Below are 21,208 nucleotides of genomic sequence, written 5' to 3' on the forward strand. Positions count from 1 at the left end.
TACGGGCTATTATTATAATGATAAGCAAATGTTCACAAATGTGAACATTTGGGATATTCATAGCAAATGTCCCTTGACAGCATCAAAAAATGTGTATTTATTTGCATTTCATTAAATCTGAACTTACAAACATGAAAAATTCTTTCAACAACGCAGGTGTTGCGACATTTCACCATTATTTATTTTTTTTGAACATCACCGATCGCCAGGTAGTCATCGATCTGGTACGTACCGATCTAGGGCAGTTCCTACTTGATTATTTCGACATGAGCCCCAGCCAACAGGTATATATTTTAAACATGACGAGTGACTTTAAGGAAACTACCGGAACAGGCATAGCCGAAACATGGGAATCTGGACAAGCAATACAATTTCAGAAAGACACACCAGCTCCAGGAGAGGATGTCAAAGATCTGGTCGTTATTGACCCCAGTTCACTATTCAATACTACTTCTTCACGAATCCCCATTTCCATCCATATTCGATATCGTTCAGCTCAGTAAACCAATTAAGGAAAATTGCACCGATCACAATCCTTCCTTGTATTCCCAAAAAATCAATTACTGGAGTATAAGCAATAATTCGAAGTAATGGGAATGGCCCACCTCTGACCGGACACCCAGGTTCGGTCAGTACAGGGACATTTCATCGGAGTGGGACTGATGAATGAGGTGGGAAATAAGACACCCTAATAAACCAAAATATGAGAAAAACCAAAGAAGAAATAATGGATACCATTTTTAAAGACATCTATTCCAATTGGAAATCAGATATCCCTGAACTGGCCGATGCATTTGAAGAAGTACAATTCACCAAAGGAGAACAATTGACCAACAATTGGGGAGATCTATATCTCCTTACCGAGGGTATGATGGGTAAATATGACAAGACCTGTCCGGTACGCTACGTCCTATCAGGCGAACCCTTATTAATTCCTAACAGCCGACATAATTTTCAGTTCCGAGCGGCAAGCGATACTAAAGCCTATGTCATCATTAGGCAAGCGTTGCACGCCATCAATCAAAGCAATAGTAAGTTCTTCGAATTTTACACCTATCTGATCGATAAGCAACAGCAACATATCGACTATAGGCAACAATTACTTAGCACACCCAATTTTGATAAATATGAATTTGTATTAAAAAAATACCCATACATCAGAACGCTTATCAAACATAAAGAACTAGCGCTTTTTATGGGTGTCAGCGTTGAATATTTAAGACAATTATATAGAAATGGTTTTTGAACAAAAAGCTAACAATATCCTTTCCAACACTTTAAACTTCATTTAAACTCTGGAAAGGTAAATTCTCAAGATAATTGTGATTTTATGCGCAAACATTTGCGCATAAAATCGCAATTCATTGGTGTCAAAATCGCAAATAACACCAAAAAGTTCTGTTCACCTTTGAAATATCAGATCGGTCATCGCATGATATGCCCGAAACAAAAAGAAGAAAATAGCACGTAACGAGTACAATTATCAAGCGTATTTCCGATCTGATTTAAACAAGAGGTAAACATGGAACAACAAGAGACATACCAAAAAGGATTTACTGAGCGGCAGCCAAATTGCACATACCAAGACAGCTTGCATTCAAGCTTCTGGCCATCAGCATTACGCTGCAAGGAGGTCGATCAGCTTGCGCTGGGTAGCAAGATCCTATTGGGCAATTGCTGTTGTGCCGGTCCGGTGCGCGACGCACAGGGACGTCGACACGCAACATTCCCCGCAATGCGGTGCAGACATTAATAAAACCAAAAAAGCCGCGTACGGATGGTGTGCCAGTTGGTACGCCACAGCAATTTCACGTGCAAATAATTATGATAACATGCAATGTGTATAGAGATACACATTGAAGTAACACCAATAAATTTCACTTAAAATCTACCGGTATGGCATGGTTTGAATTAACGGGCTCTGACCCAACTTTACCTTCGAATTACACATTTCGCGCTACAAAACCAAATTGTCCTGGTACTGAACAAATTTGTTCTATTCAGGCAATGAATGATGGTGCTGGAAATCCTGTAATTACGAATGCGTTGCAGAATGAGATGATATTAGCTTTACATAATGGTTCGCCAAGTACCAATGTAGAATTAAAGGATCGTCCTTGATTTCTTGGAATAATTAGATTGGGAAAGGGTATGGTGACAAGCCATACCCTTATTAATTTATAAAATTCAATTTTAAAAATATGAATTGGTATTTATTTACTGGGAGCGATCCAACGAATCCTGCACATTATACTTTGGTCGTCTCAAAACCTAATTGCACAGGTTCAAAACAGATTTGTGCAATTCGTGCTACAAATGACGGAAGCAATAATCCGGTCATTACAAATTCGTTACAAAATGAAATGATCTTAGCATTGCAAAATTGTATATCATCTGCCAATGTACTACTAAAAGATCGACCATAATTGATCAAAAGTCTAGAGAGCAGGGAAACTCCCCTGCTTTCTTTAAAAACTAGATTTCTTCAATTACAAAAACCTCCAACGTCCTTCTTCCAAATTTTGCTCTTATCCCATAAGTTTCGAGTTGTTTATTCAACTCCTCTAAATTACTATAATCACCAATTCCAATATTTTCATTTAATTTTACTTCATCCACTGCAGGTGGAAATACTCCTTTAAAATCAAGTGAAGTTGCTAATCCAATACTTCCTTCATAAACCCGTTTATTATTAATTTTTAAGTCCAAATTGTCTTTTTTCGGGCAAGATTCCAGCACCAAACTGTTCATTTCCTTAGTAGTATAATAGGTTTTCAAACCAAAGAAATTATGTAAATCATCGAGAACAACCTGAGCTTGCTCCGCATCTGACCTTCCTTTCTGATCTATTCTTTCATAACATATACCAAATTTTCGATACCAAACCTCACCCTCTCTTTTGAAATCATCAAATATCGAAGAATCTCTTACTTTCCAAATCACCCGGGACGGTAACAATACATAGGTAGGTACCTTTATAAAAGACCAAGAGTTCAGTAATGATCGATAAATAGACCTATTGTAAACGGAACTTTTATATTTCCCTGTAATACTGTCTTGCTCAATTTTTAATGCTTGAACAGGCACGCCGTTCTGATATCCTGAAATCCAAGTACCTGCAATTATGTTATCATCACTACTTGTCTGCAAATTTGCATGTCCAAAATCATTCTTTAATGGTAGATCAATATTTCCATTATCATAGAGTGCATTAATATTTTCTTCTGTAATAGAACGGTGAAAGGTTATAGCTTTTACGATCCCTTTGTATAGCATCACTACATGAGGTTTTCCTTTATGTGGAAAAAAAGAAGCGAGCTGCTTATCAGCGTATATAACTGGTAGATTTACCGAATGTTCTTTTAAATATATGTTCTTTGCAAAAAACTGTTCCATAGTTTGCTTGTCCTGCCAAGTAATACTAATAATTTGAAGCTTATCAGCATACTTATTTTGGAGCTCTTGCAATTTGGGCATAAAATTAATACAAGTGCCGCAGAAAGTATCAAAAAAATCTAGAATGACTACTTTATTTTCTAATGATTTCCAATCGATCGATTTTATATTACCTCGCATCATTGAAATCGATTTTGGTTCAATAAATTTTTCACCAATTACAAGCTCCTCACTTCGATCAACAAGATTGACATTTTGTGCCAAAGCATAACTGAATAATATATTAAATGAAAACAGGGTAATTAATATTAATTTTTTCATGATATTTTAAATTAAGATTATCTTAAATTTTGTGGTATTTTACCTAGGTCAACAACCGTTTCTGGCAACCTAAAGGCATATTTTTTACTGTTTGGTTCTAGGCGATATTCCTTTCCACCTATTTTTCTAACCAGTGTTTTCTGAAATCTTGTATCTAGATTTAAACGTTTTAAGTCAGCCCAACGTCGGCCTCTAAACAAGAGCTCCTTTTGTCGTTCTGTTAAAATTAATTTTAATAATTCTTGAGGATCTCCAGGGAGGATCTCTGTAAACTTATTTACTTCCCATCTTTTTTTCAATAAGGTATTTAATGCGGCCAATCCTTCTTGAACTTTGCCTATCCGCATACCTGTTTCAGCTTTAATCAAATAAACCTCGCTGGTGGTAAGTCCAACAAATAACTGACTTGTATTATTATCATAATTACCTTTAAATAAATAGGATCCTTCAGGAACACTGTTATCTTGAAAAAATATGTATTTCCGCAAATCCTCATCATCATATCGTTTATATAAGGTAGAATCAACAAGTGCAATATAAAATCCTTTTGAACTGGTAAAAGTACTGATGGCAGAAAATAAAACTTCTGGATTAAACCGAGGTATTGGCAATTCCTCTGACCTGTCTAAATTGTTGAAATCCATTAAATCTGGCTTCAGCTGCAGACAAGAATCAGCATACAGGTAGGCCTGGTCATAATTCCCCATATCTAAGTATGCTCTACTCAGTCCCGCATACGCTGCTGCGCGATGAGGTCTACCAGGAATAACTTCCTGTACAGGGAGGTTTCGGATAGCCGTTTTATAATCCGCTATGACTTTATCATAACAGTCTTTTATTGACGAGCGAACGGAAACCTCTCCAATATTTGGATCTTCTCGCAACGGAATACCCATTTCCGTAGCTGATGTTGCAGCACTATAAGTTGGTGCAAATACCTCAAGCAATTGATGCAGGGCAAATGATCGAAAAAATAAAGCTGATCCGTAAATTTTCTTATACTGTTCAGTGTTCTTTTCGCCAACGTGTCCCTCCAAAACAGAAAATATTTGATTTGCTACATACACTTTTTTATAGGCTGTCTGCCATTGTGTGGCATCTACATAAGGCTCATCAAGCCATACGTAGGCATTTCGATGATCGATATCTAATATAGCAGTCCAACTTTCTTCTGTTAAATAATAATCATCACTACAAATCTCACCCCATATAGGAAATCCGGTATTCATAGTATTGTAATCATTGAGCAATAGTTCAGCGTCTTTTAAACTTTTAGGAACCACAAGTTTAATATTGGGTTTCTTCTCCAAGAACTCGGAACATGAGGTAAACATTATCCCTACACTTATAATAATTATAGCAATAGCTTTCATAATATTTCGCATTAAAGATTAAAACTTAAACCAAGTGAACTACTCAAAGGATCAGGCAAAGAATTTCCATATTCCGGATCAATACCCAATTTATTTGCGCGCCATACTGTTCCAATATTTTGGAAATAAGCATATAGTCGTAAATTTTTAAACTTTGTGTTTTTCCTCATTGGAAAAGTGTAGCTAAACTGGATATCACGTAGTTTTATCTGATCTGCTGGCTCTACCAATGCTGATGACATCATGTAAAATCTACTTCCGTAATAATTGTTAGGATAGGTAAAAGCAGGAACATCAGTTATCAATTCATCACCTGGTTTTTGCCAACGTTTACTATAATCAGCATGTCCAATTTTATTGGCTATGAAATTGTCATTTGTGAACGTATTTCTTAAAAAAACATGTCCCAATTGATAAGAGATATTACATGACAACTCCCATGATTTATACTGAAAATTATTTCTAAATGATCCAAAATATAAAGGCATAAGCGAACCATGATTTTCAAGATCTGAAGTTTTACTGTTGTAAATAGCTATGTAATCTTTGGAAACCTCACCATTAACATATCCCTGAGGCTCACCAGTCTGCGGATCGAGCCCAGCCCACTTAAATGTTAACTGGCTAAAGAGATCCATGCCAGCGACTGGAGTCATCATCATATAGTTACTACTGCTAATCTTACTTACACCTCGTTGATCTTCTACAGAAGATTGAACAACTATAGATCGATTATATGAAAAGACCACATTATTACTCCATTCAAAATCATCAAACTTTAAAGGTTTGGTGTTAAGCGATATATCCCATCCTTTGATATCTAAATTACCTCCGTTAACCATCAGAGTCGAGTATCCAGTGGTCGGATCTACATTGGTCAGAATAATTAAATCTTTTGGTTTCTTCCTATAATGTTCAATTGACCCCGATAATCGACCACCTTTGATAGAAAAATCCAATCCTAAGTTTAATGTTCCAACTCTTTCCCATCGCAGATCTGCATTGGGAGGTGACATCATAAACGCATAATTTTGATTAGTTATAGGTTGAAGGTCACTTTGAACCTCAATAATCGGAAATGCAGACTTACTGGTATTTACATTACCATTATAACCGTAAGTCACTCGCAGTTTTAAGAAATCAAATACACTATTTCTCAGAAAATCCTCTTTTGTCAAAATCCAAGCCCCACCAACAGACCAAAATGGTTGGCCACGGTCATTACTTTTAACACCAAATAAATTGGATGCATCTTTTCTGAAACTAGTATTAATAATATATCGGTCTTTGTAAGTATATCCACCATTCGCATAGTATGACAAAAAACGATCTGTGTAACCACCCAATTGATTTTTATCACTTAAAGTACTAGTACCCTGTGCACCATTGAGAAACTGGGACCATTTTTCCATATTGAAGAGACTTAAAAGATCCCGTTTCGCGATCGTAACCATAATAAACACTACTGGTCATATCTTTGACAAACTCTCTAATTTCAGTACCGACTATGGCAGTGATTTGGTGATTACTACCAAACTGCTTATTAAAATCAATTTGCATTCTGCCTTGATTTTGATAACTGTTCCAATGTGTAATAGATCTATAGTCTCCAACCGGCCAGTTCCAAATTACTTCAGGCCCACGCCATTCAGCATAATAATTGATATTATCACGAAGATATTGTGACCCTATGCCTTGCCAGTATTCAGGATCAAAATCATTTCTAAGGTATCCATAAACAGCATTTAAGGATAAGCTATTAGAAATTTTGTAATTGAAGTTTAAATTTAACATCGCTTCCTTCGTCGGCTGAATTTCTTTGGTTTGATATAACTCAGACAAAGGATAATAATTCCAGTTAAGCAATCTACCTCCACCAGCTGTATCCCGATAAATTGGATTTTTAACAACAGCATCTACCTCCAACGGTTTACCATTAGCATCAGCCAATTCCATGTAGGGATAATTGGCTTCGCCAAAAGCCATTTTATTATATCCCATAGGGCGTTCACTATCCACTTTTTTTGATTCGGTATAGGTAATTCCGACATCGACAGTTAATCGTTTAACAGGTTTGATTTGAGTATTATTCTTAACTGTAAATCTACTGTATGAAGAAGTAACCAAATTTCCTATGTTCTTGTCATATCCTACAGAAACAGCAGTATTAACTTTCTCACCACCACCTCTTAACCCTAGATTATATTGTTGATTAATTGCGCGGCGGTAAATATATTTATCAAAATCATCACGCATATCAATCTTACGTAATCTATCTAGTTCGGTGTTCAATTCGTTTTCATTTATTTTACCCTCTTTTTTCTTTTTTAAAAGCTGAATCACCGGAGTTAGACTAGTTGTTATACGATTCATTCTACTATTCCAATATCCTTTATCAAATAAGTATTTTTCTAAATCAATATAGTCTGATGAGCTCATTTGTGGGTATTGGTATAAATTAGGTTTTTCAACAACAGTTAAATTACTATTAAAACTAAGCTCGAGAGGTTGTTTAAATTTACCTCGTTTAGTAGTAATCACGATAACGCCATTACCTGACTGAGCACCCCATATAGATGCAGCAGCTGCATCTTTGAGCACGGTTATATTTTCTATATCATTAGGGTTTATGTTGTTAAAATTACCATTTCCATAGTCTGTCGAATAAATAGGATAAGCTACACCATCAACAACAACTAGCGGATATCGATCTTGCCCCATTGTACTAATCCCTCTAATACTGACATTCAAATAATTTCCCCGATTGCTATACACCTTATTTGCTGCAAGTCCCGGTACCACATCCTCTAGCCTACTTACAAAATCTGTCGAGACCTTTCTATTGAACAGTTTATTGTCGATAAACTCGAAGCTTCCGGTTGCGCGTTCCTTTGGTATTTTCTGATAACCAGTGGATACTACATCAACCTCCTCCAATACATTCTCTACGGGTATCAATTTCACCGTTAACGATACTCCTGCAGTATAATTGATTTCAGCTGTCTTATAACCGACGTAACTGAATTTAATTTTCCCTTTTCGGTTCTTGACGAGTAATTGGAAAGTTCCGTCTTTGGATGCTCGGATTTTTAGATTCTCATCATCGATACGTATGGATACGTCTTGCAAAGCGTTTCCATTTATGGCGGATACTACACGCCCTGTGAGTTCCTGTTTTTGCCCATTCACCCCGCTGTCCTTGCGGGGTGCCTGAGCATATAAACTAACCATAAAAGAGTTCAAGATTAGGGTAAGAAACAGCATCTTGCTCATCAGCAGAACACCATCTCCCCTATGTTTACATAGCTTCCGGAGATATCCCCAGAGCTTGTTCATATGGTTTATTTTTCTTTTCATAATTTAAATTTTTAGGCATAACACTCCCCTTACCCTTTTTCAGGCTATGTTTTACTCCTGTTTTACAGGGGGCGGAAAGATTAGAATCCTTTTTTCTTAACTACTTGCAGACAGTCTATTTTTTATTATCCCTCCTACCATTCCTCGCTTTGTTTTCATGATCATCGTTGGCTGTTCTTGCCAGATGAGCTCCACGGATTCACCGCGTTTGGTCATGATCTGCCGACTGTCCTTCACGATGGAAAGCTTCTCTACGCGGACATCTAACTGAAAGTGTTCGTTCAGATCGTTCAAAATACACTGTCGGTATTCTTCTCGTTCGGTATTGGCAGGAACGGTGAGCTCATAATCGTACAGATGTTTTTCACTATCAGGACAGATTTTACAGGGAATGTATTTGTCTCGTTCGTAACCATATACGATGATCTGCTCTGTCGGAAAATTGGTAGGCAGTCCTAGCGCAAATAAGTAGCACTCATAAATAGCCATATGAGCCAGTGATATACGGAGTACATCTTGTCGGTCATCACGCACGACCGCACTGTAAGAACTTACTTGTTCTTTGGACGGATTCAGGAACGAATAATAGCGTTCCTTAGGTCTTCCCTTGACAAGACTTTTCAGCGCATGCGCATGCCTCCCTTCATAAGGAACTCGGACAGGTCTCTTCAATGACTGTATAAGTAAATCTTTTATCATAATTGGTTCTTTGATAATTGAAACACGTTTTTTAAGTAAAACTAAAGACATTTCTTCCCTTGGGGATAGCACATAACTCTCCCTATTGCAAGATTTTTGCATTATTTTAAAAGTTTCGTTGAAGGCGGATTGGATGGTATAGCCTAGGTACTACACAGCCTGTTCAACCGCTCAACAGTTAAAAAATAAGGTGAAAAAATGCAATTATACGTCTTCGTGCTGGTTATAATTGGTCTTCAGTATTGCATTTTTAAGGTATTCGAATAAAATCCGATTCGATAAAATATAGAATATCTATACATTTATGAAGCGTAATTATTGTTTTGCAAAAAATATTCATTACTTTTAAAGTGTGAGATTTAAAGGAACAAATGTTTAATTGCTTATGGCATAATAACGCTAATACGAATCGGAGAAACCACTAGAAGCTAAGCTATTATAATGGCTATTTACCATTATTGCGTGCTTTTACCTACCCTTTCGGGAAGATAGGCCTCTTTTGGTTTTTAATGCATAACAAGTTATTCCGGTTGTCGGATCTTGTTTTTAAACAACGCATTGATAGTGCTATGCACAGCACAATCCTGGATCAGCTGAAACATGGGTGGATTTTTGGACTCTTTTATTTTCATCATTTATTTGGTTAAAATATTTGGTTAATGAAAATAAGTCTCATTAGATGAAGATTTAGGCTAATAAAAAAGGCTAGCCTCTACTATCTTTCATTGAACATCTGGTACGGCAAAGAACCTCAACACAAATCCAGATAGGGAGGCTAGCCCCTTTCGATTTGTAAAAGTACAAAAAGTATGGGGGTTCGCAAACCCTACGTCTCGTGTTGATGAAATTTGCCGTTTCGATGCTCGAGACTCCAACCAGTGAACTGATTGTAAGACAAATATAATACAACTGTATGAGAAATGCAAGAATATGTTATTAAAAATATTTTTCATACAAATAAAATATGGCTAGAACACAAAATAAAGTATTGGCAGCGTTCATAAGCAAACGCTTTAATACACTAATGAAAGAAATAGGCTTGAGTTTGGAAGAGTTTGCTATCTATACAAATGTGAAAGTTAGTTCTTTCCGAAGCTATCATTCAGGAACAGTTCCTGTATCATTGGAAACCGTAGATAAAATTTGTGAAGCTTGCGGAATCTTACTATCCGATTTTACAAATGGAGGTAAGAAACTGACCATTAATAATAAAATTAAAGATCAGGTCATTAGCTTCCAAACGAATTATAGACTAGAAAAACTGGCTATAATTCAGGATAAAAGTCTCGAATTTTCAGTAAAACCTACTGGGAATGGGAATAAATGGCAACGGGAAATGATTAAATACATCATTTTACATACAGATTATTTTCTTAAACCAAAATCAATCGCTGAAATGGTTGTTGATTTTGCCAAGGAATTCGACTTTACACTTGAATCTGGCCGCATCTACGAATTGCTACGTAAATATGTAGATAACGAACTTAAAAAAGAGAAATCTACACGCATCAATAACGATAGTACCCAATCAAATAGAACAATATTTCTCTATAGTAAGGCATAACAGCGGATATTTAACCAAAAAAAATCTTTCACGAAGATGGTGAGCGTCCAGTAATAGGGTTATTTCCTAAGCAAGCTGATGGAGATAAAAGTGAGGGATAAGGGTTTTAAATAAAAAAATAATCGACAATTGATTTAAATGAATTAAAATAAAGAGTTATGTTTATAATTGATATCCGTTGGATCTTTAAAATACTTTTAAACTTAGCGATCATCATTATTATCGGCAGGTTATTTTATGCACCATACGAACCGAAGCTACAGGGCACCAACTTGGTATATATACTACCATGTGTAGGGATAATAAGCAGTTACCTATATCTATCCGTTTGGTTTGGCTGGAAAAAAGGTTTTCAAATATTATGCTACATCGTTGGATATTTAATGTTTATGGGATATTTTGTATTAAGAAACTCCCTACCTAAATGGCTGGATTATACCATAACAGTTTTAATAATGGCCTTGATAGGTTATGGTTGTTACCGAATCATTAAATACCTGATCAACCTGGTTAAAAATATAAATATTCGATTTAAAGCCTATAGGATGCGTTATAAAAATAGAAGATGATACTGTAAAAAAACTAGTCAACTTTTCAGATAGTTCATGATGATTAAGATTTGATTTTTATCGGCATCACGGATTATCCGCTAACTTTAGGTTCTAACTTATTCACCTAATAACCAGATAACATTAAAAAACGGCAATAATTACCTACAATAAATAAATGCGAATAAAATCCACATAACTTAGGCTCTTGCTTGCTTGCTCTTAAATGGGTAGTGATTTATTATACGACTTTAGCTGTTTTTTAACAAGCTGTCCATTATAACTATATCTGGGTAGTTATTTACAGGAAAGGATTTCAGCGAAGGAAAATTGAACGGTGACGACTACAGAAATGACTAATTCCCACAGTTAGACTTAATCATTCTTTTGATTTTGTGCTATACCTTTGCTTAAAAGCAGAGGGTGTTTCACCTACCAGCTGTTTGAACAGTTTGTTAAAATAAGAAATGCTCTCATAACCGACACGGTAGCATACCTCTGATATTGAGGCTTCCTGTAGTAAATAGGTTTTAGCCTGATTGATGCGGTACCGGTTGACAAAGTCGGTAAACGTGATATCGGTCTGCTTTTTGAAATACCGGCAGAATGCCGAGGTACTCAGGTGCACGATGTCGGATATTTCATTAACATCAGGTTTTTTATCGAAATTCTCGTGGATATAATCATAGATTGTTCCCATCCGTATTTTATCATTCAAGAAGAACTTGATACGGGTGTCGTCGCTGTTCAATTTTTCAAATTCTGTCGAAACAGCAAGGGTCTGCAAAATATCCATGAGATCGAGTAAGGAGGAAAAGACATTGACCTGATGGATTTCCTTCAGCTTTTTTACCACCCTCGTTTTTGTTTCTCCATGAAATGATATCCCTAAGTAGGAATCGTCCAGCAACTTCCTTATACTTTGAAATTCGGGAACAGAATTAATATTGTTCTCTATAAACCTGTCATTGAACTGGACCACAATCTGGTGGTAATCCGTTTCTATACCGTAATCAAAATTAAGGTGCGGTACATTGGAACCGATAAGTACAAGATCGCTTTCGACAAAGCCCGAAATGTTCTTCCCGACATGCCTGATCCCGTTGATTGCCTCTACGAAAACTAATTCTATCTCAGGATGGTAGTGCCAGTAAAAATAGTTTTTAAGCCTGGGTGAAAAGACTTTAAAGGATCGTCCTTTATCAATCTCTATTTCTTCTTTAATAATTTTCATAACACTGTATTGAGAGATAATTAATGTAAATATAATAATAAATGTCAATACAGAGCAAGTATTGGTCATTGGAGTTAAAAAGAAGACCGCTATTTGTTGTCAAATTTGTATTGTGAGCATATGATAAGCACAAATAGTTTTTTTAAACCAAAGAAAGTAATATTATGGAAGTAACAAAAAAAATGGAAGCACTGGCTATGCCCGGCGATCCATCAATGAGGACGAGAAACAATCCCAAATTGTCAACCAGGGTCAACGGAGAGCCGCTACGTGTATTATCCGAAGAAGATTGGCAGTTCTGGTTGGATAATGGTTATGTCATCATAAAAAATGCAATTTCTAAAGAGCAGGCGACAGAAAGTGCAACCTTTATCTGGGAGTTCGAGGGTAAAGATCCGAACGATAAGGAGACTTGGTACAAAGTAGCTGATACTCATCATAAAATGCAGGAACTAAACAATTCCGGCATGGTGGAGCTATATAATAACCAGATCCTTTGGAATAACCGACAAAGTGAAAGAATCCATCAGGCCTTTGCCGACATCTGGGGTACTGAAAAGCTATGGGTAAGTATCGATAGGGCAAACCTGAACTTCCCCGTAAAGCCCGGATATGAACATAAAGGATTTATCCATTGGGATTACGACCCGGAAACAAAACCGCAATACGTTCAGGGAGTCTTAGCGTTGGTCGATCAGACGGATGAGAAACATGGGAGGATTTCAATGCATCCCCGAACTTTATCGGACGTATGATACATGGAAACTTATGCAGCCCGAAAACAGGAACCGATTTAGACCGAATACCACCGGATTCACCACAACGAAGGTGAAAATGGAAGCTGGTGACCTGATGATTTTCAACAGTTCCCAACCACACGGCATCCGCCCCAACCATAGTGATAAAGTTCGTGTGGCACAGTATATCACTATGATCCCGGCAGATGAAGGCAACGAAGAGCTGAGACAATGGCGAGTCAACGCATGGCATGATAGATTGGCTCCTGATGACGATGCATATCCGGGCGACCCATTACAGAGAGAACGTAATTACCCAATTGCGGTATTATCAGAACGTGGTAAAAAGCTATTGGGGCTAGAAAAGTGGTAAAAATAAAAATACTAGAAACCAATAACGAGTGGATAATCACTTGTTATTGGTTATTCCTACTATGTGCAAGGTAAAGACTATAGTTAATAAGTATAAAAAGTGTTGAAATTGCGGCATTAAAATAAAGAAGTATACAGGTTGGGAGTTACCCAATAGAACCGGCAAAAATAAACGAATTAACAATGAGAAAGACAGCAAAAAAAGCAATAATCTTTGATCTGGACAATACGATCTACCCCGTCTCTTCGATCGCGGGGAATCTTTTTAGCGATTTATTTAAATTGATAGAACAGGACGGGAGATATATCGGAAGTCTCGAAGCCGTCAAAGATGCGATCCAACGGAGACCTTTTCAGGTCGTAGCAAATGAATTTGATTTTAACCAGGAACTTACCGCCAAAGCATTGGAAGTATTATCCGTTCTAGAATATAGGAGTACCATACGACCGTTTGAAGATTACCAATTAACGAAAGAACTCGACTGTTTAAAGTTTTTGGTGACCACTGGCTTTACAAATCTTCAATGGAGCAAGATTAAGCAGTTGGAACTGGAAAAGGATTTTGAAGCTTGTTTTGTGGTAGATCCAGCGAAGTCAGACCTTACAAAAAAAAACATCTTTGCCCAGATTATGGTAAAATATAATTTAAGCTCCAAAGAAGTATTGGTTGTTGGCGATGACATCCATTCTGAAATAAAAGCGGGAAGGGAATTGGGTATCGAAACGGTTTTATACGATTATGCAGGAAAACATACCCATACTTCGACATATAACGATAACGTAATATCAAATTTCGATAAACTCATAACTTTTGTATAAAAGACAAAAGTTTCTTACTTCTGTCTATAAGTATATTTATAGAGTGCCCTAATTTAAAGTATTTTAGTTATATATCTATTCTCAGCTCCTTTTTACTAAAATTATCTTTTTTATAATAAAGTTGAAAAGCTCAATAGCTTGTTTAAAGACCTTTAAAGAACGGACCAAACTTGACCGATATTGGAATCCATAGATTACTCAAGCCAGAATATGAGGTTGCAAGTTAGGGATAAAGGTTAATGACAAAAACTTGAATTTTAAAATCATTTGACTATCTTACTATTTATAACAAAAAACACCCCTTTGGCAAAGAGGGTTAGTACACTTGATTATATATCTACCTACAATAGTAAATAATAGGGCTTCATATTTGAAGTCTCTTTTACATAAAGTAGGTTTGACCAAAATATTCCAACTCGAGATTCACGAATTGGTATTGCATACTGAATTATTCAAGCCAGCTCTTCGAATAGTTCATAATGTATAGAATTTGTTCTTTATCGGTATCATGGATTATGCGCAGACTTTAGGTCCTATCTTACTCACCTGATAACGTTAAAATACGGCGACAGTCCAATGATAGGATTACCAAAACCAGCTGATGGAGATAAAAGTGATGGATAAGATGATTGTTGATTACCGACGAAGGTAAAGCAGATTGAACTATAACAGACAGAGCCGAATGGTCATCTGACCATTCGGCTCTGTATATTTTATGGTAGTAAATTATTTATAGTTTTTAGATTTTGCTGCGCAGAGTCCTCCGGAGTTCTTCGATGGAAAGTTCTAAAATTTCACTAATCTCGTCTTTTTCGATACCTCTAGCGAGTATTTTCCTTGCTGAAGCGAGCTTCTCAGCATAAGCCTTAGCTTCGGCTTCTTTCTGACCATGCTTCTCCCCCTCTAATCGACCTTCCTTTTTCGCGTATGCCAACGTATTAATATAATCACGTTTTCGATCTATGCTGGATATGTATGACATCTGTTTATCAGGCGTTAGTTTTGCCAGTTTAAAGCTTGTTGACGACTTCTTGAGGTAAGTCTAAACTTTTTGAAATAATTTCATTGCTTACACCAGATTTTTTCAACTCTCTTGCTGAAGCGAGCTTCTCTTCATAAGCCTTAGCCTCCGCTTGGGTACGACCATGCTTCTCACCCTCTAATCGACCTTCCTTTTTCGCGTATGCCAACGTATTAATATAATCACGTTTTCGATCTATGCTGGATATGTATGACATCTGTTCATCAGGCGTTAATTTTGCCAGTTCTCCTACTTCAAAGATACGAGAGAATATTCTTTTATCCAAATAGTTAGGTAATTCATCAATCTCATCCAAGTGCTTCATCAGATACATCCATTGATCCATGATGGTAGGTAAATCGTTCTTGGATTTATTAAAATTGGGTAGTACAAGTAGCTTATAGCTCAACTTGGGGTATAGCACTTCCTGATCAAACTCATCCATAATCTTGGCGCTATAATAGTACTTTTCTCTATTTGAAATATCGAGACGAAAACCTAAGACTGCAACAAAATAAATGGGCGGTAACTCATAATTATTACCTTCCTTGCCTTTTTTTGCTAAACGACTAATAGTACGAGAGGTGTAGCTAACGGCTCGATCAAAAAAGAAATCTTGATTTTGCAACTGCATCTCCACAAGAAAAACTTCCCCACTGGCACCAACACAACGAAGATCAAAAACGACCTTACGCTCACTCGGCTCATCACCATCTTCCTCAACATTACTATATTGCAAGTCGACAACAACATGTTCACCTTCTAAAAGACTGTTCAGAAAATTAATCAGGTTGCCCTTGTTTTCCTCTCGACCAAAATAAAACTTCCAACCGAAGTCACTTAAAATATCGATATACTTCGAAAGATCATTTCTCTTCATGCTCATAATGATATATAATTGGTTATCAGTATAAAAGTAAAAAATAAAAATCATAAAGCCAATAAATTTAGCATTTAAACTAAATTATTTATCAATTCACAGCTCCACTACTTCGAATAATTCATGATGATTAAGATTTGATTTTTATCGTTATCATGGATTGTCTTGTGGACAATTTTACGGAAATGGCGAGCGTCCAATGATAGGGTTTTACTTAAGTCAGCTGATGAGGATGATAGTGAGGGATAAGATGATTGTTGATTACCGACGTAAGGTAAAGCAGATTGAACTATAACAGACAGAGCCGAATGGTCAGATGATCATTCGGCTCTGTATATTTTATGGTAGTAAATTATTTATAGTTTTTCAATCACTTCAACGGAAAGAATACTTTTATTCATCATTGTTTAATTTCAAAGGGATTCATGAGACGCTGTGCTTAGTTTTTTTTAACACATCCGAACCCAGATCCGCAACAAGCTTCTTCAGCTGAGCATTTTCTTCTTCAAACTGGCGCAGTTTTCGGAGTTTCTGAAACTCCTAGGCCACCGTACTTCTTCTTCCAATTGTAAAATGTAGCCTCGCTGATGCCCATCTTGCGGCAGACTTCCTCCACCTGGGGGCCCCGTTTCAGACTGCTGTATCGCAAAGGCAATCTGTGCTTCGGTAAACCGACCGAAGAGAGCTCATGCAAAGCATAACTTATTTCGATCTTTTCGTCGTTTTTCCTCCTATTTAAAATTAGTAATTTTATACCGAATTCTCTACTTTTAAATGTTCCATTTTTTTGGGAGGAGATCAATAACAACAAAGGGTAATCATCAGCTCTGACGAACTGAGAATTACCCCCTGACACAGTTTATTTTACATTTCCTAAGAGGGTTTTTATACTATTTAACTTTAATTTCTTTTATTTACAAGCTGTAATAAAAATCTTTTGATATGCACCCTAAAAGTTTGGTGTTTTAAAGCTTCGGGTAAATTTCTTGAATTTATTATGTAACTATAATCATCACTGAATATATCTATGGTTTCTTTTGTGTAATTTAATAGAACTACTTTAAAGTGATATCTCCCTTTTACTGCATCATAAGTTAATTCATAATTGTATTTTATTTTAACTTCTTGTGGTGTACCTTTATTAATAACATATTCATTTTTCCCCTTCATATTTTAAATAATTGATTAAATTACAAGTTAATGAAAACTTTTTGAATAATAATAAAAACCCAATGGTTCAATAAAAAAGGGATAGCAAATTAATACCATGCCAATAGTTTTAAGATTACTTTCGCTTCCTATACCTACTGTATAAATATTGATGTCCATGGAATTAGTATCGCCACTTATCAAGATAATGACAATAACTTTATTTCTTTAACAGATATTGCGAGACACAAAGATCCTGAACATACTGATGATTTGATAAAGAATTAGATGAGAAATAAAAACACATTAGAATATCTTGGGATATGGGAAAGCGTTTACAATTCCAATTTAAATTATGGCGAATTTGCCATAATTAAAAGCCAAGCTGGCCTGAACAGCTATAAGCTAAGTGTCAAAGAATGGGTTGAAAAAACAAATGCAATAGGTTTGAAAGCCACAGCTGGAAGATATGGTGGAACTTTTGCTCATAAAGACATTGCCTTTGAATTTGGGATGTGGATAAGCCCGCAGTTCAAAATATACCTTATAAAAGAGTTCCAAATAAAAGAGTTCCAACGTCTCAAAGATGAAGAATACAACCATCTAAAATTAAATTGGAACTTGCAACGGACATTGGCAAAAGTGAATTACCACATCCATACTGACGCTATTAAAGAAAATCTAATACCTAAAGAAATCACAAAGCAACAGGCTGGTCTTGTATACGCCAATGAAGCGGATTTGCTTAACACAGCTCTTTTTGGTATCACAGCTAAGGAATGGCGAGAAAGTAACCCTGATATAAAAGGAAATATGCGAGATGATGCAACAATAGAGCAACTGGTTGTATTGAGCAATCTCGAAAGCATAAATGCTTTACTCATCCAACAGGGATTATAACAGAGTGATCGACTTATTGAATTGAATAAGGTAGCAATCACGCAGATGAAATCTTTAATAGAGAGTGGGGCGCTTAAAAATTTGAAGAAAAATTGAAAATGATATTCAAAGAATAATGCTGAAATTCAGAGAGCAACTCAGATAGTCTTCTTTCCGTACGGCGTACTTAAGAATGAGGCCATCGTATTTAAGATGATTAAACAGCTTATCACAGTTTGTGACAAGCTCCCTGAGGGGATAAAAAACAACCTCTACCTAAATAGATACTTAAAGATAGTGTATTTGAAAACAGGTGGCACCCATTCTAATATAATGGAAAATATAGTCATTAAAATTGTTGTTGATGAAAGCTAAGGTTAATAAGGAGAATTAGGGATAGTAACTAATCGTTGATTATAAATAAATTATGGAAAAGAATACATCTTATAAAAATGAACTAAAACCTTTTTTTAGTAACTTATTTGATTTGAACTGGAAGTTCGGAATATTTTTAATTCTTATTATTTGCATCCCTCGCTTTATATTGGTTTTAAATGCAAATGCTACAGCAAACTACGGCTATATTGGATTAATAATGATCCTATCGGCATTAGTGCCATTCATCTTTTTAAATAAGCATGGCAGAAGAGAAATAGGGCTGACAAAGCCTAAGAAATATAAATGGCTTTTATTAGCGTTTATATCAGGATTATTTGCAAGTATTGTCCTTTATGCAATGGGCTACTTTTTATATGGAAACTCTTATGAAAACTGGTATCAATATATTGCTAAGTCATATAATATTCCGGAAGGAATAAATCACGGTGATAAGACTATATTGTTTATCATAATGGCAATTACGGGGATGATTTTCAGCCCAATTGGTGAAGAATTATTCTTTAGAGGCATTGTGCATGAGAGTTTTTCAAAATCGTTTGGCGACAGAAAGGCCTCTATTATTGATGCATCGGCATTTGCGATCACGCATATTTCACATTTCGGCTTGGTATTCCTCAATAATAAATGGCACTTCTATACAGTACCAACAATAATTTGGGTATTAAGCATGTTTATAGTTAGTCTCTTATTTTTTCATTTCAGGAAACGGTCTGGCTCTATTTTAGGTGCGGTAATATGTCATGCAGCATTCAACTTAGGAATGATTTTTTGTATCTTCTATCTCTTGTAATATTTAAATTCTTTTTATTCAGCCCTTTCCTACCCTTTTGCTGACTAAAGAAAAGTTGTGCTTTGCTCTTACCTGTTTTTACAGCTGCAAGGTGCTATTTGTTGATTAATTTCACCATCTGCTGCTTATAGAATACACCGTAACGTGCTGAAATATAAATCATTTTGTTTTTGTATATGTCAGTATTATTTTTTTAAACAATTAGCTTTTCAAATTTGATTTTGATAATCACCAATTCAAATAAATATCCATTATGTTCCTATAATGCACTGAAATAATCTTCGATTATTTTTGAAGAACTATTTGGAGCATCTAGGATGAAAACATTAAAATCCTCATCAATAATAATATACCTTGGAATGCTTACGACGTTATACATCGAAAGCGATTTAAAACTACTCCACCCTTCAATTACAGATATCTCTTTATTTTTCAGAAATGTCAACCATCTCTTTTTATCACTATCCAATGATATAGATAAAAAAATTCCTTTGTCTTTATACTTTTTTGAAAGTTTTTCAAAATCAGGTTTCTGCTCAAGACATGGTTCACACCATGTGGCCCAAAGATCGATAAATATTGATTTCCCTTTATAATCAGATAGCTTTCGCTTGTTGCCATCAGAATCTTCAAAATCAAAATCTACTGCTTTCATCCCCTTAATTAAATTTGAAACTGTAGAAAGTTTATTCAAAACAGCATTTCTATAATCTTCATTAGGCAGTGCAATGATATCTTTTTTCAACTTATTCAAAAGAACGACATCATTAGTTTTCATTGCCTCATCAATTTCGGAACTTAGTTGACTAAATTTTGACCATTGAATTATTGGCTTTAATTTACTATTTTCAGTGTTAAATTTTATTATAGTAGACAGGATATATCTATAGTTTATTAAAGCTAAATATTTTTTATCTGTAAAATTATAGGCATATTCTTCAATAATTGGAATCGCCTTGGAATGGTAATTTTTAAGTTCTGGTATGGAATCAAGTCCCTGCTTTATTCCAAACATTCTTTTATAATATGATCTTAAATGAACCAAACTAATGATTACATCAGCTTTAATACGGGCAGTCTCCATATATTTAAATGATTTAGAAGCATTGGTCAATATTCCCAACTCAACATTTCTTTTCTGTTCCTGGGACAAAATAAACTCCAGGTTTTCCTCCAGTTTACGTCTAATATTTTTTCCTCCTTCCAAATAAGAAGCAGACTTATAATATGGGTTTCCACTCAGATATTTTTGTATATCCGCCCCAATTCCGCTGAATTTGGAGATACTTGGATCCTCTATATCTATAACCATATTTATAGAATCATTAGGTGAAATAAATAATGTATTGGAACCTATATCGTAATAATCTGCTTTATCAAGTATGATATTGATATAAAAATGACCCGTACTATCAGTCGGGATATACTGACTATTTGAATAATTCATTAATTCACTAGTTTCATCATTCCTATATAGCGTTATACCTTCTCCCTTATTACCTTTAATGACTCCTACTAAAATAGCATGATTACTAATATTGGCAAAACTGTTATTGCAGAGAAAAAACTGCACTATAAAAAATAAAAACTGAAGTAGACTAAATACTTTTTTATTCATACTGATAATTGTAAAAATAACAAACAAAAAGAGAGTATGTCCGTTCTTTTAA

Annotated in this window: 20 protein-coding genes and 2 pseudogenes; 11 read left to right on the forward strand and 11 right to left on the reverse strand. The window is 35.6% G+C overall.

Annotation, left to right across the window (positions count from 1 at the left end):
* Positions 1-131: 131 nt before the first annotated feature.
* The 4 genes from ACFX5U_RS14530 (at position 132) to ACFX5U_RS14545 (ending at position 2,426) form a co-directional block, all read left to right on the forward strand.
* Positions 132-503, forward strand: coding sequence for a hypothetical protein (locus ACFX5U_RS14530; protein ID WP_400261163.1), 372 nt, complete (start codon positions 132-134; stop codon positions 501-503).
* 200 nt (positions 504-703) lie between these two features.
* Positions 704-1,246 carry a hypothetical protein gene (locus tag ACFX5U_RS14535; RefSeq protein WP_400261164.1) on the forward strand — a complete coding sequence of 181 codons (543 nt, stop codon included), beginning with the start codon at positions 704-706 and terminating at the stop codon, positions 1,244-1,246.
* 650 nt (positions 1,247-1,896) lie between these two features.
* The gene (locus ACFX5U_RS14540; protein ID WP_400261165.1) at positions 1,897-2,121 is read left to right on the forward strand and encodes a hypothetical protein; all 225 of its coding nucleotides are present in this window, start codon (positions 1,897-1,899) and stop codon (positions 2,119-2,121) included.
* 80 nt (positions 2,122-2,201) lie between these two features.
* Complete coding sequence (locus tag ACFX5U_RS14545) at positions 2,202-2,426, forward strand: hypothetical protein (protein WP_400261166.1); 225 nt, start codon at positions 2,202-2,204, stop codon at positions 2,424-2,426.
* A 49-nt stretch (positions 2,427-2,475) separates the two neighbouring features.
* On the opposite strand, the gene ACFX5U_RS14550 is transcribed toward ACFX5U_RS14545, so the two are convergent.
* The 5 genes from ACFX5U_RS14550 to ACFX5U_RS14570 all read right to left on the reverse strand — a co-directional run bounded on the left by ACFX5U_RS14550 (position 2,476) and on the right by ACFX5U_RS14570 (position 9,248).
* Positions 2,476-3,717 (reverse strand): TlpA family protein disulfide reductase, encoded by a 1,242-nt coding sequence (locus ACFX5U_RS14550; protein WP_400261167.1) that lies wholly within the window; start codon positions 3,715-3,717, stop codon positions 2,476-2,478.
* 17 nt (positions 3,718-3,734) lie between these two features.
* Positions 3,735-5,090: a RagB/SusD family nutrient uptake outer membrane protein gene (locus ACFX5U_RS14555; protein WP_400261168.1), complete on the reverse strand. Its 1,356-nt coding sequence runs from the start codon at positions 5,088-5,090 to the stop codon at positions 3,735-3,737.
* Between the two features lie 11 nt (positions 5,091-5,101).
* On the reverse strand, positions 5,102-6,502 hold the full coding sequence (locus tag ACFX5U_RS14560; protein WP_400261169.1) for a hypothetical protein: 1,401 nt from the start codon (positions 6,500-6,502) through the stop codon (positions 5,102-5,104).
* Positions 6,459-8,447, reverse strand: coding sequence for a TonB-dependent receptor plug domain-containing protein (locus ACFX5U_RS14565; RefSeq protein ID WP_400261170.1), 1,989 nt, complete (start codon positions 8,445-8,447; stop codon positions 6,459-6,461). The genes ACFX5U_RS14560 and ACFX5U_RS14565 overlap by 44 nt, the downstream gene beginning before the upstream one ends.
* A gap of 96 nt (positions 8,448-8,543) precedes the next feature.
* The gene (locus ACFX5U_RS14570; RefSeq protein WP_400261171.1) at positions 8,544-9,248 is read right to left on the reverse strand and encodes a hypothetical protein; all 705 of its coding nucleotides are present in this window, start codon (positions 9,246-9,248) and stop codon (positions 8,544-8,546) included.
* Between the two features lie 862 nt (positions 9,249-10,110).
* Here ACFX5U_RS14570 and ACFX5U_RS14575 point away from each other — a divergent pair.
* Entirely contained in the window at positions 10,111-10,710 is a 600-nt protein-coding gene (locus ACFX5U_RS14575) for a helix-turn-helix domain-containing protein (RefSeq protein ID WP_400261172.1), read from the forward strand.
* Positions 10,711-11,637: 927 nt separating this feature from the next.
* On the opposite strand, the gene ACFX5U_RS14580 is transcribed toward ACFX5U_RS14575, so the two are convergent.
* The gene (locus tag ACFX5U_RS14580) at positions 11,638-12,492 is read right to left on the reverse strand and encodes an AraC family transcriptional regulator (protein ID WP_400261173.1); all 855 of its coding nucleotides are present in this window, start codon (positions 12,490-12,492) and stop codon (positions 11,638-11,640) included.
* A gap of 239 nt (positions 12,493-12,731) precedes the next feature.
* Here ACFX5U_RS14580 and ACFX5U_RS14585 point away from each other — a divergent pair, with 239 nt between their 5' ends.
* From ACFX5U_RS14585 to ACFX5U_RS14600, 4 genes and pseudogenes are all read left to right on the forward strand, one after another.
* Complete coding sequence (locus ACFX5U_RS14585) at positions 12,732-13,247, forward strand: hypothetical protein (RefSeq protein ID WP_400261174.1); 516 nt, start codon at positions 12,732-12,734, stop codon at positions 13,245-13,247.
* A gap of 13 nt (positions 13,248-13,260) precedes the next feature.
* Positions 13,261-13,347, forward strand: a pseudogene (locus ACFX5U_RS14590) (hypothetical protein); the annotation flags it as partial.
* Between the two features lie 57 nt (positions 13,348-13,404).
* Entirely contained in the window at positions 13,405-13,602 is a 198-nt protein-coding gene (locus tag ACFX5U_RS14595) for a hypothetical protein (protein ID WP_400263632.1), read from the forward strand.
* A gap of 182 nt (positions 13,603-13,784) precedes the next feature.
* Positions 13,785-14,420, forward strand: a complete 636-nt coding sequence (locus tag ACFX5U_RS14600; RefSeq protein ID WP_400261175.1) for an HAD family hydrolase — start codon at positions 13,785-13,787, stop codon at positions 14,418-14,420.
* Positions 14,421-15,159: 739 nt separating this feature from the next.
* On the opposite strand, the gene ACFX5U_RS14605 is transcribed toward ACFX5U_RS14600, so the two are convergent.
* The 4 genes and pseudogenes from ACFX5U_RS14605 to ACFX5U_RS14620 form a co-directional block, all read right to left on the reverse strand.
* Positions 15,160-15,402: a hypothetical protein gene (locus tag ACFX5U_RS14605; protein WP_400261176.1), complete on the reverse strand. Its 243-nt coding sequence runs from the start codon at positions 15,400-15,402 to the stop codon at positions 15,160-15,162.
* Positions 15,403-15,430: 28 nt separating this feature from the next.
* Positions 15,431-16,321 (reverse strand): Rpn family recombination-promoting nuclease/putative transposase, encoded by an 891-nt coding sequence (locus ACFX5U_RS14610; RefSeq protein ID WP_400261177.1) that lies wholly within the window; start codon positions 16,319-16,321, stop codon positions 15,431-15,433.
* A 456-nt stretch (positions 16,322-16,777) separates the two neighbouring features.
* Positions 16,778-16,977 (reverse strand): annotated as a pseudogene (locus ACFX5U_RS14615) (transposase); the annotation flags it as partial.
* 244 nt (positions 16,978-17,221) lie between these two features.
* Complete coding sequence (locus ACFX5U_RS14620; RefSeq protein ID WP_038699588.1) at positions 17,222-17,491, reverse strand: hypothetical protein; 270 nt, start codon at positions 17,489-17,491, stop codon at positions 17,222-17,224.
* 267 nt (positions 17,492-17,758) lie between these two features.
* Here ACFX5U_RS14620 and ACFX5U_RS14625 point away from each other — a divergent pair, with 267 nt between their 5' ends.
* Together ACFX5U_RS14625 and ACFX5U_RS14630 are read left to right on the forward strand one after the other, a co-directional pair.
* A complete protein-coding gene (locus ACFX5U_RS14625) occupies positions 17,759-18,370 on the forward strand; it encodes a KilA-N domain-containing protein (protein ID WP_400261178.1) in 612 nt (203 codons plus the stop codon).
* A gap of 406 nt (positions 18,371-18,776) precedes the next feature.
* Positions 18,777-19,538: a lysostaphin resistance A-like protein gene (locus tag ACFX5U_RS14630; RefSeq protein WP_400261179.1), complete on the forward strand. Its 762-nt coding sequence runs from the start codon at positions 18,777-18,779 to the stop codon at positions 19,536-19,538.
* Between the two features lie 259 nt (positions 19,539-19,797).
* Here ACFX5U_RS14630 and ACFX5U_RS14635 read toward each other — a convergent pair whose 3' ends face one another.
* The gene (locus ACFX5U_RS14635) at positions 19,798-21,156 is read right to left on the reverse strand and encodes a TlpA family protein disulfide reductase (protein WP_400261180.1); all 1,359 of its coding nucleotides are present in this window, start codon (positions 21,154-21,156) and stop codon (positions 19,798-19,800) included.
* Positions 21,157-21,208: the final 52 nt, after the last annotated feature.

The organism is Sphingobacterium sp. SG20118 (assembly GCF_044740685.1).
Classification (GTDB): domain Bacteria; phylum Bacteroidota; class Bacteroidia; order Sphingobacteriales; family Sphingobacteriaceae; genus Sphingobacterium.

Excerpts from the sequence above, each read along its gene's own strand:
- ACFX5U_RS14530 (WP_400261163.1), top strand. The coding sequence starts at position 132 with ATGAAAAATTCTTTCAACAACGCAGGTGTTGCGACATTTCACCATTAT.
- ACFX5U_RS14535 (WP_400261164.1), top strand. The coding sequence starts at position 704 with ATGAGAAAAACCAAAGAAGAAATAATGGATACCATTTTTAAAGACATC.
- ACFX5U_RS14540 (WP_400261165.1), top strand. The coding sequence starts at position 1,897 with ATGGCATGGTTTGAATTAACGGGCTCTGACCCAACTTTACCTTCGAAT.
- ACFX5U_RS14545 (WP_400261166.1), top strand. The coding sequence starts at position 2,202 with ATGAATTGGTATTTATTTACTGGGAGCGATCCAACGAATCCTGCACAT.
- ACFX5U_RS14550 (WP_400261167.1), bottom strand. The coding sequence starts at position 3,717 with ATGAAAAAATTAATATTAATTACCCTGTTTTCATTTAATATATTATTC.
- ACFX5U_RS14555 (WP_400261168.1), bottom strand. The coding sequence starts at position 5,090 with ATGAAAGCTATTGCTATAATTATTATAAGTGTAGGGATAATGTTTACC.
- ACFX5U_RS14560 (WP_400261169.1), bottom strand. The coding sequence starts at position 6,502 with ATGGAAAAATGGTCCCAGTTTCTCAATGGTGCACAGGGTACTAGTACT.
- ACFX5U_RS14565 (WP_400261170.1), bottom strand. The coding sequence starts at position 8,447 with ATGAAAAGAAAAATAAACCATATGAACAAGCTCTGGGGATATCTCCGG.
- ACFX5U_RS14570 (WP_400261171.1), bottom strand. The coding sequence starts at position 9,248 with ATGCAAAAATCTTGCAATAGGGAGAGTTATGTGCTATCCCCAAGGGAA.
- ACFX5U_RS14575 (WP_400261172.1), top strand. The coding sequence starts at position 10,111 with ATGGCTAGAACACAAAATAAAGTATTGGCAGCGTTCATAAGCAAACGC.
- ACFX5U_RS14580 (WP_400261173.1), bottom strand. The coding sequence starts at position 12,492 with ATGAAAATTATTAAAGAAGAAATAGAGATTGATAAAGGACGATCCTTT.
- ACFX5U_RS14600 (WP_400261175.1), top strand. The coding sequence starts at position 13,785 with ATGAGAAAGACAGCAAAAAAAGCAATAATCTTTGATCTGGACAATACG.
- ACFX5U_RS14605 (WP_400261176.1), bottom strand. The coding sequence starts at position 15,402 with ATGTCATACATATCCAGCATAGATCGAAAACGTGATTATATTAATACG.
- ACFX5U_RS14610 (WP_400261177.1), bottom strand. The coding sequence starts at position 16,321 with ATGAAGAGAAATGATCTTTCGAAGTATATCGATATTTTAAGTGACTTC.
- ACFX5U_RS14620 (WP_038699588.1), bottom strand. The coding sequence starts at position 17,491 with ATGAAGGGGAAAAATGAATATGTTATTAATAAAGGTACACCACAAGAA.
- ACFX5U_RS14625 (WP_400261178.1), top strand. The coding sequence starts at position 17,759 with ATGAGAAATAAAAACACATTAGAATATCTTGGGATATGGGAAAGCGTT.
- ACFX5U_RS14630 (WP_400261179.1), top strand. The coding sequence starts at position 18,777 with ATGGAAAAGAATACATCTTATAAAAATGAACTAAAACCTTTTTTTAGT.
- ACFX5U_RS14635 (WP_400261180.1), bottom strand. The coding sequence starts at position 21,156 with ATGAATAAAAAAGTATTTAGTCTACTTCAGTTTTTATTTTTTATAGTG.